Consider the following 15,346-nt stretch of genomic DNA (forward strand, 5'->3'; position numbering starts at 1 on the left):
TTTTGGTTTTTGGCTCTCGGTAGACGAAAGATTCCCACATAAGCTTCCCGAAGATCTGTGCTCAACGTGTTACTAGGCCTATGAGGGGACCATGGTTTTTTCTTATTAGAATGAATTTATTGTCCGACTAGGAACACAGCATTTCCGAATAAGAGCTTGCCATTTTCCCAGAAGGAGCGAAACATCGGATTATCTACGAAGTAGACTACTTGTCCTCGGCCCATGCTTTCGCTTCCTACCACGAGGCTTTCTGCCAAACTAGGTTTCACTTCGCTACCTACAAAGCCGAATCGGTACTGCTCAAGATTACGAATGGTTCCGGCGTTCACGCCGTTTTTCAAGTACCCATAGCGGCTGGCACTATTTTTAAGTGTGTAGTAAGTACCTCCGTAGCCATAGCCCAGCGGGTGTGTTTCGTCTAAATTTACTTCAAAGACAGCGCCCGCCACTTGTCCGCTTACGCGTGCTCGCTCGTTACTTTGATAAGGGGCTAGGATACGTTTTTCTTCCCGCTCTTTCGCACGGTCTTTTGCCGCTTTTTCTTGTTCGTCTTTTAGGAAACGTTTTAAGCTAAAGTCATCATCCGCGGCGAATTCGGCTAGGGCCCCTTCCATGAGGATTAATTTGCCACCGGCACGTACCCAGTCCTTAATTTTTTTATCCTGACCCCGAAGGAGCCCGCTTCCAGAAGGCATGATGAGCACATCGTAAGTAGAGAGGTCATAGCGTCCCACATTCGACAGTTCTAAAATGCTAAGCGGATAGTCAAGCTCTTGTTCGAAATGGTACCAGATCTCTCCGAAATTTAGAGAAGAAGTACCAGGACCGCTCAGCAAGGCTACTTTTGGTGCTTTGATGGCGCGTACATCGGAGGATCCGAAATCCTTTCCTAAAGTCACCATGCCTGATTTCGTGGAGGTTAACTCCACCTCAAACGTATTCGCCGTGGCGACGACTAGGGAGTCGAAGCTTGCGATTTTATCATTTCCGTTACGGTGAATGATCAGTGCGCCTGCCGGGTGCTTTTTTCCATCCAGCTCGAAGGGATAGCTCGCATAGCGCACGCGCACTTTTTTATCTAACAGAGCTGCTAAAAAGCGGGGATGTACGCTCGCTCTCCACGGGCTAATATAGGCAAGTGTGCCGGTCTGCACTTCATTTTGGCGGAACGCCGCCGCTTCAAATTCTCGCTCCGGACGGATTACACGATCCAGAGCATAGGCCTCTACGCCATGTGCATAGGGGAGGGCCCAGCTGGTGATATCATAGGTCAAGCTATCCTCCAGTACTGCTTCGGGCTCGAAAAGAATTTGCGCCAGCACCGACTTCGGCTGATCGGCGCTGACCACGATATCTTTCGCTTCTGCTGTAAAGCTGCGCGTCTTTCCTGTCTGGTAGTCCAGGCCGCTGAAGGTAGCCTTTCTGCCCAGCTCTCCATAAGTTACTTTATTCAGGTCTAGGAGCGCTAAAAGTCCGCGCAAACGCTCCGGCTGATCGCCCACTTTTAGGATAAAGCTCTTGTACTTCCCTTGTGGATTTTCGCGGTTATCCTTGAAGAATGCAGTGAAGTTATCGGCTAGTTTTTGAGCTTCTTTCGCTGCCACTTCCACAGCAGAAATCCCTGCTATGTGCTGATGCTCGATTCGCTCTTTTAGCGTAACCGTGTCCTTTAGTGCATTTAACATACCCAAGCCGGCGCGGCCTGACCCCCCCTTCTCTATGGTCATGCCGATGGCTCCATTGTACATGGGGTAGGTGTCGCCATACGCTGGATAGAGCAGGTCAAAGCGCTCCTTAGTGAAGTAGAGCCAACCCTGTGCGTCGAATTTTTCGGCTGTATTTTTCCCATAAATTTCCTGAAATTCACGCTGAAAACCGGTTACCTGCTTGTGTACCGGCTTAGCGGCTGGCGCAAAATAAAAGGGATCGTTAATGCCTTGCTCATGGAAATCCACAAAAAGATGTGGCATCCACTGGTGGTAAAGCTCTAGACGCTGCTTAGTCTCTTGCTGTGTCTGCCAGGCCCAGTCCCTGTTTAGGTCGAGAAGATAATGGTTCGGACGGCCTCCCGGCCAAGGTTCACTGTGTTCTACCGACTGTGGATCAGGCTGCAAGCGCTTGTTTTGCTTTTGGTTATACCAAACGGTGTAGCGATCCTTTCCGTCTGGGTTCGCACAAGGGTCAATCAGTACGATCTGATTTTCGAGCCATGACTTGTACCTGCTGTCTTCTGGGTTCACTAGATCCCAGAAGGTCATTAGGGCCGCTTCCGTAGCTACCGCTTCATTTCCGTGCACATTATACTGCATCCAGTTGATAGCCAAACCTGTTTCCGGATTACCGGCAAGTAGACCGGTACGTTTTAGATTGTCTTCTCGGATTTGTTCCAATCGGCTCATGTTCGCTTCGCTGCTGATGACTGCCACGAAAAGCGGTCGGTGTTCGTAGGATTCTCCGTAGTACTGGAGCTTTACAAGCGGGCTATTCGCCGCCACATGTTCGAAGTAGGCCACCACGCGATGATGAGGGGTGAAGCGCTCGCCGAGGGGATAGCCTAAAAATTCCTCAGGACTTTTTTGGCCGTAGGCCCAGGTCGTGAGCCACAGAAAAAGGAAGGTGTAAAGGTTTTTTTTCATCATAAACGGTACGTATTACTGAAGATTTAGCTGCTTAGGTTCAAAATAAAGACTTTTTTTCGTCAGTTGAGGTATTTTTTTGCCAAATAAAGCTCCCCATCAGGCGCTGCCCGTGGACAGAGACGCTCTTTTCGGCTTCCAAGGGCTGCAAGCCATAGCGGTTTTTTAGCTCCATAAGCAGGATAGGCGTGAGGACAAAGCGCCAGGAGCCATCTTTCAGTGTGCGCGGGTTTCCCTCCTGATCAGCAGCAGCGGTCTCTCTTCCAAGAGCAAGCTCCTCGCTGATGCACATGCGTAAAAAGAAAATGCCTCCGGGTTTCAGCACACGCATGTGTTCGTCGAAGAGGGCGAGAAAGTCCGCCTCGTCTTGGGCGAAGTGCAGCACGGCGGAGCTCAGGAGCACGTCGAAGGAATAGGTGTGAAAGGGTATTTCATGTAGGTCAGCAACCTGAAACCTATAGGTGTCGTAGCTCGTATTCAGCGTTTTCGCCTGATAGCGCAGGTACTGAATCGCTGCAGGGTCTCGATCTACTGCATAATACGCATAGCTTTCGCGGATAAAATAGGTGGCATTTCGCCCCTCTCCACTGCCTGCGTCCAGGATGCGCTGCTCTTTTGTGAAGCGGCCCTTCAGTAGCTGGTCGAGCAGGTACAGATCGATGTTGCCCAGCAGTCGATTCAGCTCATGTATTTCCATTTTCGTATTTTTGAAGGGCCTTTAAGGTTTTCTCCTTTCCAATCGCGATGAGCTCGGATGCGCGGTGAAATTCCAGCGTTCCTGCTTGGTTACGGGCGATTTCGACTAAGATGTCCACAGGATGCTTCTCGATGTAGAGCTCACTAAGCCGGTCTTGCAGCAGGTCGAAGGAATGGTTGAGTAGCTCCAGCGAGCTTAAAGTCTTTACCTCCTCTTTTTCTTTTTCATTTAAGGGCATGGCCTCTTCTTCCCCGAAGCGGGCACGAAATTTCTCTCGATAGTCATTTACCCAGCCTGGAATTTTAAAGCGGTCCGTGATTTTAGTTAGTTTAGAGGAGCTTTTCTCCGCCTCTTCGGCTAATTTTTCAGCGCTGAGTAGTATTTCTGGCTCTTGGAAAGTATGTGCGTCAGCATTTAAGTCAACTGCCAGCACGAGGTCTGCAGCCACATGGCTCGGCACCAGATTTACGGGGAGCGGATTTAAAATTCCGCCATCGATATAGCTTCTTCCCGCTATTTCTGCTGGCGTAAAAATCGTCGGAATGGATACGGAAGCACGTATAGCCGTCAAGAGGTCTCCGGAGTCGAAGACCTTTTCAGCGCCCGCATACACATCCACTGCCGTACAGTTAAAGGGGATAGCTAATGCTTCTATGGCATTTTTGCCTACCAGCTCTCGAATTTCCTTAAAGACTTTCTCTCCCTTGATAAATCCTTTACTGGACAGCGTGAAATCCATCAGGGAAAAGACATCGATCTTATCTAGGTTGCAGATCCATTCCTTGAAGGCAGGAAGTTTTCCTGCGCAGTAGATGCCACCGACTAATGCCCCCGCCGAGCAGCCGGACACACTGACGATAGTGTAGCCTCGCTCTTCTAAAGCCTCTATTGCGCCGATGTGCGCCATACCCCGTGCCCCACCGCTGGCGAGCACTAAAGAAACCCGTTTTTCCACCATTTTTACTGGAATAAAGTTTAATTTTGTGGGCTAAAGATGCCACCTAAATTTAATTACACCAAATGGAAACACATAAACCCTTTCACCTGGCATTCCCGATTCGATCCATCGAGGAGACGCGCCGTTTTTATGGGGAACTGTTAGGCTGTACCATCGGCCGTTTTACCGATAAATGGATAGATTTTAATTTTTTCGGACATCAACTTTCTGCCCATCTGAAACCAGAAGAGTGTCAGGCTGTGGATGCGAATGCCGTAGACGGCAAAGCGGTTCCTGTGCGTCATTTTGGGGTGGTATTGCCTTGGGAGGAGTGGCATGCCTTGGCTGAAAAGTTAGAGGCAGCGCAGGTTCACTTTATCATCGAGCCTTACATCCGCTTTAAGGGTGAAGTTGGCGAGCAGGCTACGCTCTTCTTCTTGGATCCTAGTGGCAATGCATTAGAGTTTAAATCCTTTAAAGATCCGGCACAGCTTTTCGCTACTGAATAAAAAGGCAGGGCAAATCGGGTACTCCTGAACCTATTTTAAAAATTCAGTGTACATACATGGATTAGAGTGTTTTTCAGAACATCGTTTTAACCATACATCCACGCCTTCTGCCACTGGTGCCTTTTTGAGGAAAAAAAGGAAAAAATTAAGGTACCTTGCGATTTGGTAACCTTCATGAACAGAACGGAGTTAGGTCTGCATAAACTTGAACGATCATGTTATACTATAAAACATACGAAGTATCTCCAGATGCTGACTGGGTCGTATTCATTCATGGTGCGGGGGGCTCTTCTTCCATTTGGTTTAAGCAGATCCGTGCTTTCCAAAACGACTTTAATTTACTGCTCATCGACTTGCGGGGACATGGAAAGTCGGCTACGCGATCCGTAAAGAACCTATGGAATGATCAGTACACCTTCGAAAAGGTCACGAAAGATATCATCGAGGTCTTAGACCATATTCAGTTACCCCCTGCTCACTTTATGGGTGTGTCCCTAGGGACGATTTTGGCGCGTCAGCTGGCAGAGATGGAACCGCATCGAGTTAAATCTCTGGTGATGGCGGGTGCAGTTACGCGTTTGAACTTCACCTCACGTTTATTAGTCTTTTTGGGCAATACCTTCAAAAGCATTTTGCCCTACATGTGGCTCTATCGCTTGTTTGCTTTCGTCATCATGCCTAGAAAAGGACATGCTGAAGGGCGTAATCTCTTCGTTCGGGAGGCAAAAAGGCTGTGTCAAAAAGAATTTATCCGTTGGTTTAAGTTGACGAAAGACGTCAATCCGCTTCTTCGGTACTTCAAGGAAAAGGACCTTGGGATTCCTACACTTTATGTAATGGGAGAAGAAGACTTGATGTTCTTAGAACCGGTTAAGAAGATCGTGAGAGAGCACCGTCAGGTGATGCTGCATGTGATCGAAAAATGTGGCCATGTGGTGAATGTCGAGCGACCGGATGAATTTAATGAAGTGGCTTTAAAGTTTTTACAGCAACAAACAGATTCGCGCTTTTCTGGCGCATAAGTTAACATGAAAAAAAATACAAAAGTCATTCTCGGTTTACTCATCGCTGCGGTAGTGGGTATTATTTTCGTTTACCCGAGAATAGGTTTGTGGTTTTCCGACGATGAAATTCAGTCCTCTGGCGCTGATGTCAGTGCGAGTTCTCAGGCGCTGCCCGTGAACGTCATTCAGGTAAAGTCCGAACGTCTTGTGAATAGTCTAAATGTTACGGGCGCTATTCTCCCCAATGAGACCGTGAACCTGCGCACCGAAGTGAGCGGTCTAGTCACTAAAATAGCGTTTGAAGAGGGACAGTTTGTAAAAAAAGGCACTCCGCTTGTTTTTTTAAATGACGATGAGTTACAGGCGCAGTCCCGCCGATTAGAATACTCGAAAAAACTTTTTGAAAGCCAAGAATCCCGTCAGAAGCAGCTGTTAGAGCGTGAAGCCATCTCTCAGGAGGAGTATGATATCGTTCTCAACCAATTCAATACCAATTTAGCGGACTTAAGTTTAATCGAGGCTCAGTTGAATAAGACGGTCATACGAGCTCCTTTCGATGGTGTTTTAGGTTTACGTCAGGTTTCGGAAGGGAGTGTAATCGCTACTACTGATGTTATCGCAAGCATTGTGAGCTTAGATCCTATTAAGATAGAGTTTTCTATTCCGGAACGTTATGCGGGTGCAGTGCGCTTGGGGTCTAAAATTTACTTTACCACAGATGGCTTAGAGGAAGAGGTAGAAGGGACGGTGTATGCGTTTGAGCCGAATATAGATCCGAGTACCCGTACATTGCGCCTGCGGGCGCAAAGTCCAAATAAAGACGGCCGCTTACTTCCGGGTATGTTCGTGCGTATTCGTTTTGTCCTCGGTGAGCAGGCGGATGCCCTTATGGTACCTTCAGAGGCGGTAATTCCTGAGCTTAGCGGGTATAAAGTGTTTATCGTGAATCAGGAGAGTAAAGTGGAGGAGCGTGCCGTGACGATCGGAACACGAACAGAAAACAGGGTGCAAATCATTTCAGGTTTAAATGAAGGCGACAAGGTCCTCACGACGGGGATTTTACAGGTTAGGGGAGGCACTGAAGTGCAGTTTACAGTAATTTAAAGGAGGAAATGGCGAGTTTATCGACGATAAGTATACGGAGACCTGTGTTAGCCATCGTGCTATCGCTGACGATATTGTTATTTGGGATTATTGGGATTAGTTTCCTGGGTGTTCGGGAGTTTCCAAGTGTAGATCCTCCCATCATTAATGTGCGCACGACCTACGTGGGTGCGAATGCTGACGTTATCGAGGCGCAGATTACCGAGCCACTAGAGGAGGCGATAAACGGGATCGCGGGGATTAAGTCGCTTACCTCCACGAGTAATGATGGGACGAGTAATATCACGGTGGAGTTCGATGTAGGTGCTGACTTGGAGGCTGCCGCTAACGATGTGCGAGATAAAGTTTCTGGAGCTCAGCGCCGTTTACCTCCTGATACGGATCCTCCTGTCGTATCGAAAGCGGACGCTGATTCGCAGCCGATTGTCTTCTTGAATGTGCGGAGTGATCGCAGGAATTTATTGGAACTTTCGGACCTTGCGAATAATGTGATCAAGGAGCGCCTCCAAACCATACCTGGGGTGAGTACCGTGCAGATTTGGGGGGAAAAACAATACGCGATTCGTCTGCGGATGGACCCCTTGCGGATGGCTTCTTATGGGGTAACGCCCACAGACATCTTAAATAAAGTCCAAAGTGAGAATGTGGAGCTGCCTTCTGGGCGGATCGAAGGTTCAGCGATCGAATTGTCCGTAAGGACGAAGAGCCGACTGAATACTCCTCAGGAGTTTAATAACCTCATTATCAAGGAGGATCAAAACAATATCGTTCGCTTCCAGGATGTGGGGCAGGCAGAGATGGCTGCTCTAAATGAGCGTACCGTCCTAAAAAGAGACGGAATCCCCATGGTGGGCGTGGTGCTGGTACCGCTACCTGGATCGAATAACATCGAAATCGTCGATGAATTTTATAAGCGCTTAGGCGGGATCGAAAAGGACCTGCCTTCGGACATCACCCTGGGCATAGGTTTCGATTCCACGCGTTTTATTCGAGCTTCGATAAATGAGGTACAGGAGACGATTATTACGGCCTTTTTGCTGGTGGTGCTTATCATCTTCTTGTTTTTGCGGGATTGGAGGACAACATTTATCCCGGTGGTGACCATTCCGATCTCTTTAATCGGAGCATTTTTCATTATGTACATTATGGGTTTTTCCATTAATGTGCTGACCTTACTCGGAATCGTACTTTCGATCGGTCTGGTGGTAGATGATGCGATCGTGGTCTTGGAAAATATTTATGCGAAGATAGAAAAGGGCGAAGAGCCGCATAAGGCCGCTGAAAAAGGAGCGGAGGAAATTTTCTTTGCGGTTATCGCTACGACGATCGCCCTGGCGGCTGTGTTTCTGCCTGTGATATTTCTTACGGGAACGACGGGACGCCTCTTCCGGGAGTTCGGTATCGTGGTGGCCGGCTCGGTGATTATTTCTTCCTTCGTCGCGCTGACGATGACGCCTATGCTTAGTGCCAGACTCCTTAAGCGCAGGGAAAAGCAAAACGTCATTTATCGTTTCACGGAGCCGGTTTTTGTATGGTTAAATGAGGGGTACAACAAGCTGCTGAACGGCTTTATGCGTGTAAAATGGGTGTCTTTTATCGCACTTTTACTGACCGCTTTCGGTATTTATGCTTTATTCGATGTTTTGCCCACCGAGCTTGCACCCGTGGAGGATCGTGGGGAGATGCGTGTCGTGGTCTCGGGACCTGAAGGGGCCACCTTCGGCTATATGGATCAGGTTTTAGACAGGATGACTGCTCATTTTCAGGAAACGGTACCTGATGAGGAGCGCGCAGGGATCATTACGGTGACTTCTCCGGGCTTCGGTACAGCCAGTACAAACTCTGGTTTTTTACGTCTTATTCTGACCGAGGCAGACACACGTGAACGCTCTCAGCAGCAAATTTTCAATCAAGTATCACAGGAGGTGCGTCAGTTTACTGCCGTCCGGGCCTTCGTTACGCAGCCACAGTCCATAGGGGATCGGCGTGGAGGGCTTCCTGTGCAGTACGTATTGCAAGCGCCTACCTTAGATAAATTAAAGGAGTATATCCCTTCTTTTATGGAGGCCGTGGGCCAAAGTGAAATTTTCAGTTTCTCTGATATTGACCTGAAGTTCACGAAACCTGAATTAGAAGTAGAAATCGACCGCGAAAAGGCACGTAACTTAGGTGTTTCTGTCCAGGAAATAGCTCGTACCTTACAGCTTTCCTATTCCGGACAGCGCTTTGCTTACTTCATTATGAATGGTAAGCAGTATGAAGTGGTGGGTGAAATGCAGGTGAAAGACCGAAATGAGCCCGTGGATCTAAAAATGCTTTATGTTCGCTCTGATAATGGACAGCTAATTCAGCTGGACAACTTAGTCACCATCGTCGAAAAAAGTACGCCACCACAGCTGTATCGGTTTAACCGTTTTGTGAGTGCCACGGTTTCAGCAGGTCTTGCCCCAGGTTATACGATTGGGAATGGATTAGATGAGATGGATCGTATCGCTGCGGAGGTGTTAGATGAAACATTCACTACCGATGTCGCGGGCTTATCGAAGGAGTTTAGAGAAAGCTCGAATAGTTTGATCTTCGCATTTATTTTCGCCTTGATCTTAATTTATTTGGTGCTTTCTGCGCAGTTTGAAAGCTTTACGGACCCCTTTACTATCATGCTTACCGTACCGCTGGCTTTATTTGGAGCTCTAGCATCGCTATGGCTGTTTGATTTCACCTTAAATATTTTTAGTCAGATTGGGATCATCATGTTGATTGGATTGGTAACTAAAAATGGGATTTTGATTGTGGAATTCGCAAATCAGCGTAAAGCTCAGGGGCTTAGTGTAGAAGACGCCATTAAAGATGCAGCCTCTTCTCGTTTTCGGCCGATTTTGATGACCTCTCTGTCTACTATCTTAGGGATTTTGCCGATTGCTTTAGCGCTGGGAGCAGGAGCTGAATCCAGAGTTCCTATGGGAGTAGCTGTTATCGGTGGTCTAGCCTTCTCCACACTACTTACCCTCTTTATTATTCCGGCTGTTTATACCTTCTTAACCTCTAAAAAAGGACGATTAGCGAGAGTTTAACGCATGAAAAAGTTAGTTTTTAGTCTTATCGCCTGTCTCAGTCTTTCCTTCGCTCTGTTCGCTCAGGATAGTGGGGAGCCATTAGATTTGGAGCGTGCTATTCAGCTAGGCCTGGAACAGAATTTTGATATTAAAATAGCGCTGAATACCATTGATATCGCGGATTTGGATGTGAAAATCGGTGTTGGCACCTTTCTTATGCCCAGCATCATAGCGAATTATACGAAAACGTTCGCACGAGAGAATGTAGAGCAGCAGTTCGTAACCACCCCTGAGCCGAATGTGATTCGAGGAGCGGAGACTTCTATAGAGAATTTTAACATTGTCGGGATTTTTGGTATCGACCCTAGTTCCCTCGTGACAGTCCGGCGTCTCGGACGTTTGGCCGAGTTATCGGAGCTGGATGCTAAGGTTACGGTAGAAAATGCAGTAGCTGCCATCTCTACGGCATATTACCGCCTGGTGCTGGAACTGCAGCGTTCGAAGGTACTCGAAAAAACGCTAGACTTCTCTAAAGCAAGGCTTCAAATCGCAGAGGCGCGCTATGAGCTAGGGGGAGCCGGCAAGAGAGACTTCCTGACAGCGCAGGTGGATTACAATGCGGATTTGTCCCTTGTGGTGAATCAAGAGCTCGTCATTCAAAATGCCCGTGTTAATTTGAATGAGCTTTTGGCGCTAGCGCCCAATAAAGATTTTACCGTTCGTGATACAATCACCGTGGCAGAACCGCTGCTCTTGGAAGAGCTTCTGGAGGATGCTTATCTGGAAAATAAGTTTTTTCTCATCGCCCAGCGTCAGGAGAATGTAGCTTATCTGCAAATCCGCGAAGCGCAGGCGGCACGTCTACCGACGTTTAATTTGAATGGAAACTATACCCAAAACACCTTAGAGTCGGATGCAGGTTTCTTGCTTAAAAATCAGCGTGATGGATTTACCGGCGGAGGAGGGGTAGCCCTCAATTTATTTTCAGGTTTTACCGTGAACCGTCGTATCCAGCAGGCTAAAGTTGAACAGCGTAATGCAGAACTCTTTACCAAACAGATCGAGCTTCAGGTGATCTCAGACATTCACCGTGCCTATAATTCCTATGTCAATAATCGCAACTTGCTCGAAATCGAGCGGGCAAATTATGAGGTAGCTGTAGAGAATGCAGATATCGCCCTAGAGCGCTTCCGTTTGGGGATCGCGAATTACCTCGAGTTTCGAGATGCGCAGGTTAACTTACTCACTGCCGAGGATCGTTTAATTACGTCTATTTTTAATATTAAAGAACAAGAAATAGAGCTCAGAAGGCTGTCTGGAAAAATATTCTTTCAGAATAGTTTCGAAAAGTTTCGAAATAATTAAACGCTTCAAATACCGATTGCGAAGCTTCTCCATCCCGTTTTTGCGTCCACTGACCAGGGCTGTTCCTGCAGTGGACGCTTTGTTTTTGAACTTTTAACCGGGTAGAATCTGTTCTCTTAAGCCTTACCTTCTTAAAAGTCAGTTGCTTAGGTTTTTTACCCTTGGCATAGCTTTTGTTGAAGGACAAAATCTTGTATGTAAGGTACATTTTATTATGGTTGAAATTACAAAATTTAAGAAGTGCGTACTGCTTTTCTGGGCGCTAGGTGCTTTGCTTTTTGTCACCGTGAATTCCTGCACCTCCATCCATGCGGAAGAAGATTCTACGTGGGACGCCCCTGTCTTGGTGGATTTAGATCTTGAAGAAGTTATCGCTCGTGGTTACTTACGGGCGGTCGTGGAGAATCGCTCTACGAGCTTTTACTTATATAAAGGAAGGCAGATGGGTTACGAGTATGAGTTGCTCAAGAAGTTTGCAGCCTCTCTAGACGTGGGTCTTCGTATTATACTTGTGGACGATGTAGAGCAAGCGACACAATTACTTTATGCAGGAAAGGCTGACGTCATTGCTATGAATTTGACGCCCACCGAAGAGCGGATGGATCGTCTGGCATTCAGTGTGCCAATCGCCGAAATGGGGCCTGTGCTGGTGCAGCATGGAAATACCAATCGGCTGCGTAAGGTGGAGGAGTTAGCGGGAAGAACAGTACATGTCCCCGCCGGGACGGTGCATTTGGAGCAGCTGGAGCAGCTACGGGATACGCTAAAGTTACCCTTCCACATCGACGCTGTGGAAAGTGATCGCGAAACGCTGGTGGCTCGAGTTATAAATCAGGAAATCGGCTACACTGTAGTAGATACGGATATCGCTTCTGTACAGGCCACCTATCATGCTGACCTACAAGCAGCGCTTAGCTTGGGAGAGGCTTCCGCCGTCTCCTGGGGACTGCGTCCGAATGCACCCATGCTATTAGCGGCCTTAAACGGCTGGCTGGAGGACGCACGTGAAAGCGGTTATCAAGCGATACTTTATCACAAGTATTTTTTAGATTCCAGAAATGCCTATTTCCGTAGTAATAGCCCGTTTTCTTCTGTCGCTGGGCAAAAGATCTCACCTTATGATCAGGCGATTCAGCAAGCGGCCGATGAATTGGGTTGGGACTGGCGCCTACTTGCCTCCTTAGTTTATAAGGAGTCTCAATTCGACAATGAGGCGAAAAGTTATGCCGGCGCTCTGGGATTATTACAACTGATGCCGGTTACGTTAGAGCGTTTTGGTGTAGATAATCCGCTGGATCCTCACGAGAGTCTGATGGGAGGTGTACAGTACCTGCGCTACCTAGATGTCTTTTGGAAAGATAAGGTTCCCGATACGCAGGAGCGCATCAAGTTTATTTTAGCCTCTTATAATATCGGGCATGGGCATGTGCTTGATGCCTGGCGTCTGGCCTTAAAAAATGGGGCTAGGGCGTATGTCTGGGAAAGTGTTAGTTACTTTTTAGAACAAAAATCTAATCCGAAGTATTACCGGGATCCGGTGGTGCGCAGTGGCTTCGCCAAGGGCCACTTAGCCGTGCGCTATGTAGAAGATATTCTGGCCTTGTTCGAGGCGTACCGGGCCTTGATCAGCTAATAGTTCCGCTCCTAAGGGGAGGGGACGGTAAAAAAAAACGGCAGGAAGAGGCTTCGTACCTTTTCCTGCCGTTTTTTTTTTTCTGTTACAGCATTCTATTTCTTGAAGTTCCTGCTGAAAGCGCCTTTGCTATTTCGCTGCCTGCGTTCTGCTCTGCTCTAGGTAGGTCCCTCATTCGGCGGCGTAAAGGGCGAAAACAGTGGGGCGTTTATGCAGTTCAGGGACTGCTTTTTTCCACTCGTGTATTCGCTTCGTTTGGATAAAGGCATTTTCGGAGGTGATCTCCGCGGCCACGCAGAGGGCTGTTTCCGGGTGCGCGTGTTTCAAGAGATCTTGAAAGAGGCTGTCGTTTCGAAAAGGTGTTTCCATGAAGAGCTGTGTCCTGCGGAGGCGAGCCGATTCGTTTTCGATTTCTGTGATCCGCTGCTGTCTCTCTTTTTTGTCTATCGGCAGGTAGCCATGGAAGGTAAAGCTCTGTCCATTAAAGCCTGAAGCCATGAGGGCTAAAAACATGGCGCTAGGTCCCGAAAGGGGTACTACTTCCACTTCATTTTCATGTGCTAAGCGTACTGCTAAGCTTCCGGGGTCAGCGATTCCAGGGCATCCCGCTTCCGACATGATGCCTACGTTTTGGCCGGAGGCCAGAAGATCTAGCATTCCTTTCAGCGCAGGTGCTTTCGTTTTTTTATCCAGTATGTCAAACTGCAGGTCGGGAATGTTAAGTCCCAGCTGCAAGCTGCTGATAAAACGCCGTGCTGTACGCACATTTTCGACATAAAAGTGCTGGATAAGTGGAATGATTTCGCGTATCTCCGGACTAATGACGCGGTGTGCGGTATCTGGTGCGAGCACGACGGGAATCAGAAAGAGACGGCCTGTAGTGGAGCTCATTTGAAAAAGGCTTTAATGGTTTGGATCACCGCGTCTGGCTGCTCAGCATGCAACCAGTGTCCGGCTTGCTTGATGTATATTAAATTGCTATTCGGGAAATGCGTCTGGATGAGTGCTTTGTCCTCTTCCCGGATGTAGTCTGAGTTCGCCCCTCCCATAAAGAGGGTGCTGCCTTCGAAGCGGGCATCATCCGGCAGTGCTTGTCCCACTTCTTCGATTTTTTCCGTGATAACGGGGAGATTAATCCGCCATTTAAAGCCTTTTTGCTCATCTCGGGCGAGTGCTTTTAAAAGAAACTGTCGGATTCCTTTATGGGAAATGTGCTGGGCAAGCTGCTCATCGGCTTCTTTGCGGCTGCTAAGGCGCCCCACCTCGACGGCATTCAGTCCGGCTAAAATTTCCTGATGGTGGATGGGGTAGGCCCGGGGGGCAATGTCCGCGACGAGGAGTTTTTCCACGCGCTCGGGGTATTGGGTGGCGAAGCGCATGGCTGTTTTTCCGCCCATGCTGTGGCCCATGAGGTAGATGCGTTCGTGTCCCAGGTCGTCCAGCAGTTCTGCTAGGTCTTCGGCCATGACCGAGTAGTTCCAAGTGCTGCTATGCGGAGAGTCTCCGTGATTTCGCTGATCCACCAGGACTAGGCTGAAGGATTCTTCTAGCTCGCGTGCGATGCTGAGCCAGTTATCAGCAGAGCCAAAGAGGCCATGTAAGATGACCAAGACGGGGCCGTTTCCGAGGGTTTTATGAGCGAGTTTCATGATGTGGTGTCCAGTTCAAGTTGTCTGCGGTACATTTGGATGGTGTTTTCCAGGCCAAAATACAGGGCATCACAGATAAGGGCGTGTCCGATGGAGACTTCCAAAAGGTGAGGGATGCGTGCTTTAAGGAAGGCTAGGTTATGGAGGTCTAGATCATGTCCGGCGTTAAGGCCGAGTCCGAGGTCTTTGGCCAGCAGGCCGACCTCCACGTAGGGGGCTACGGCAGCTTCCTGGTTTTGGTGGAATTGCTCTGCGTAAGGGCCTGTGTAAAGCTCTACACGGTCCGTGCCGCAGGCTTTCGCGGGCTCGAAGTATTTCGGCTCGGGATTGATAAAGATGCTGACGCGGGTGCCATAGCTGTGTAATTCAGCCACGATGTCGCGCAGCATGGCTTGATGCTGGATCGTATCCCAGCCGGTGTTCGAGGTGAGGACATGGGGAGGGTCGGGCACGAGGGTCGTTTGCGCAGGGCGCACCGCCTTGATGAGATCCAGGAAGCGGCGATCGGGATAACCTTCGATGTTAAACTCGGTGCTGAGAGCAGGTTTTAGGTCATGGACATCCTGGTAGCGGATATGGCGCTCATCTGGGCGGGGGTGTACGGTGATGCCTTGGGCCCCGAAGCGTTCTGCGTCGAGGGCGACCTGTAGGAGGTTCGGATTATTTCCACCGCGGGCATTACGCAGGGTCGCGATTTTATTAATATTTACACTTAACTGTGTCATTTCCTCAGATTAAGATTAAATTTGTTACAAAGTT

Annotated in this window: 12 protein-coding genes; 6 read left to right on the forward strand and 6 right to left on the reverse strand. The window is 48.5% G+C overall.

The annotated features are described in order from the left end of the window. Positions 1-116: 116 nt before the first annotated feature. From ACXIT9_RS08615 to ACXIT9_RS08625, 3 genes are read right to left on the reverse strand one after another with little or no spacing between them, the layout of a single operon-like run. Positions 117-2,639, reverse strand: a complete 2,523-nt coding sequence (locus ACXIT9_RS08615; RefSeq protein ID WP_458055828.1) for a M14 family metallopeptidase — start codon at positions 2,637-2,639, stop codon at positions 117-119. 37 nt (positions 2,640-2,676) lie between these two features. Then, positions 2,677-3,333, reverse strand: coding sequence for a class I SAM-dependent methyltransferase (locus ACXIT9_RS08620; protein WP_458055829.1), 657 nt, complete (start codon positions 3,331-3,333; stop codon positions 2,677-2,679). Next, positions 3,320-4,291 (reverse strand): patatin-like phospholipase family protein, encoded by a 972-nt coding sequence (locus ACXIT9_RS08625; protein ID WP_458055830.1) that lies wholly within the window; start codon positions 4,289-4,291, stop codon positions 3,320-3,322. Before ACXIT9_RS08625 ends, ACXIT9_RS08620 begins: the two co-directional genes overlap by 14 nt. A 62-nt stretch (positions 4,292-4,353) precedes the next feature. Between ACXIT9_RS08625 and ACXIT9_RS08630 the strand changes: the two genes are divergently transcribed. The 6 genes from ACXIT9_RS08630 to ACXIT9_RS08655 all read left to right on the forward strand — a co-directional run bounded on the left by ACXIT9_RS08630 (position 4,354) and on the right by ACXIT9_RS08655 (position 12,938). After that, positions 4,354-4,779: a VOC family protein gene (locus ACXIT9_RS08630; protein ID WP_458055831.1), complete on the forward strand. Its 426-nt coding sequence runs from the start codon at positions 4,354-4,356 to the stop codon at positions 4,777-4,779. Between the two features lie 215 nt (positions 4,780-4,994). Beyond that, on the forward strand, positions 4,995-5,801 hold the full coding sequence (locus ACXIT9_RS08635) for an alpha/beta fold hydrolase (protein ID WP_458055832.1): 807 nt from the start codon (positions 4,995-4,997) through the stop codon (positions 5,799-5,801). A 6-nt stretch (positions 5,802-5,807) separates the two neighbouring features. Next, positions 5,808-6,887 (forward strand): efflux RND transporter periplasmic adaptor subunit, encoded by a 1,080-nt coding sequence (locus ACXIT9_RS08640; protein ID WP_458055833.1) that lies wholly within the window; start codon positions 5,808-5,810, stop codon positions 6,885-6,887. 8 nt (positions 6,888-6,895) lie between these two features. Further along, entirely contained in the window at positions 6,896-9,958 is a 3,063-nt protein-coding gene (locus ACXIT9_RS08645) for an efflux RND transporter permease subunit (RefSeq protein ID WP_458055834.1), read from the forward strand. 3 nt (positions 9,959-9,961) lie between these two features. Next, positions 9,962-11,305 (forward strand): TolC family protein, encoded by a 1,344-nt coding sequence (locus ACXIT9_RS08650; protein WP_458055835.1) that lies wholly within the window; start codon positions 9,962-9,964, stop codon positions 11,303-11,305. A gap of 214 nt (positions 11,306-11,519) precedes the next feature. After that, positions 11,520-12,938, forward strand: coding sequence for a transglycosylase SLT domain-containing protein (locus ACXIT9_RS08655; RefSeq protein WP_458055836.1), 1,419 nt, complete (start codon positions 11,520-11,522; stop codon positions 12,936-12,938). 171 nt (positions 12,939-13,109) lie between these two features. Here the strand turns inward: ACXIT9_RS08655 and ACXIT9_RS08660 are convergent, their stop codons facing one another. Genes ACXIT9_RS08660 through ACXIT9_RS08670 form a run of 3 tightly spaced genes read right to left on the reverse strand, consistent with a single transcriptional unit; the run spans position 13,110 to position 15,312 of the window. Next, positions 13,110-13,829, reverse strand: coding sequence for an SAM-dependent methyltransferase (locus ACXIT9_RS08660; protein ID WP_458055837.1), 720 nt, complete (start codon positions 13,827-13,829; stop codon positions 13,110-13,112). Then, on the reverse strand, positions 13,826-14,587 hold the full coding sequence (locus tag ACXIT9_RS08665; protein ID WP_458055838.1) for an alpha/beta fold hydrolase: 762 nt from the start codon (positions 14,585-14,587) through the stop codon (positions 13,826-13,828). The genes ACXIT9_RS08660 and ACXIT9_RS08665 overlap by 4 nt, the downstream gene beginning before the upstream one ends. Continuing rightward, the gene (locus ACXIT9_RS08670; protein ID WP_458055839.1) at positions 14,584-15,312 is read right to left on the reverse strand and encodes a pyridoxine 5'-phosphate synthase; all 729 of its coding nucleotides are present in this window, start codon (positions 15,310-15,312) and stop codon (positions 14,584-14,586) included. The genes ACXIT9_RS08665 and ACXIT9_RS08670 overlap by 4 nt, the downstream gene beginning before the upstream one ends. Between the last annotated feature and the right edge of the window lie 34 nt (positions 15,313-15,346).

The sequence above is a fragment of the Nitritalea sp. genome, assembly GCF_054166705.1.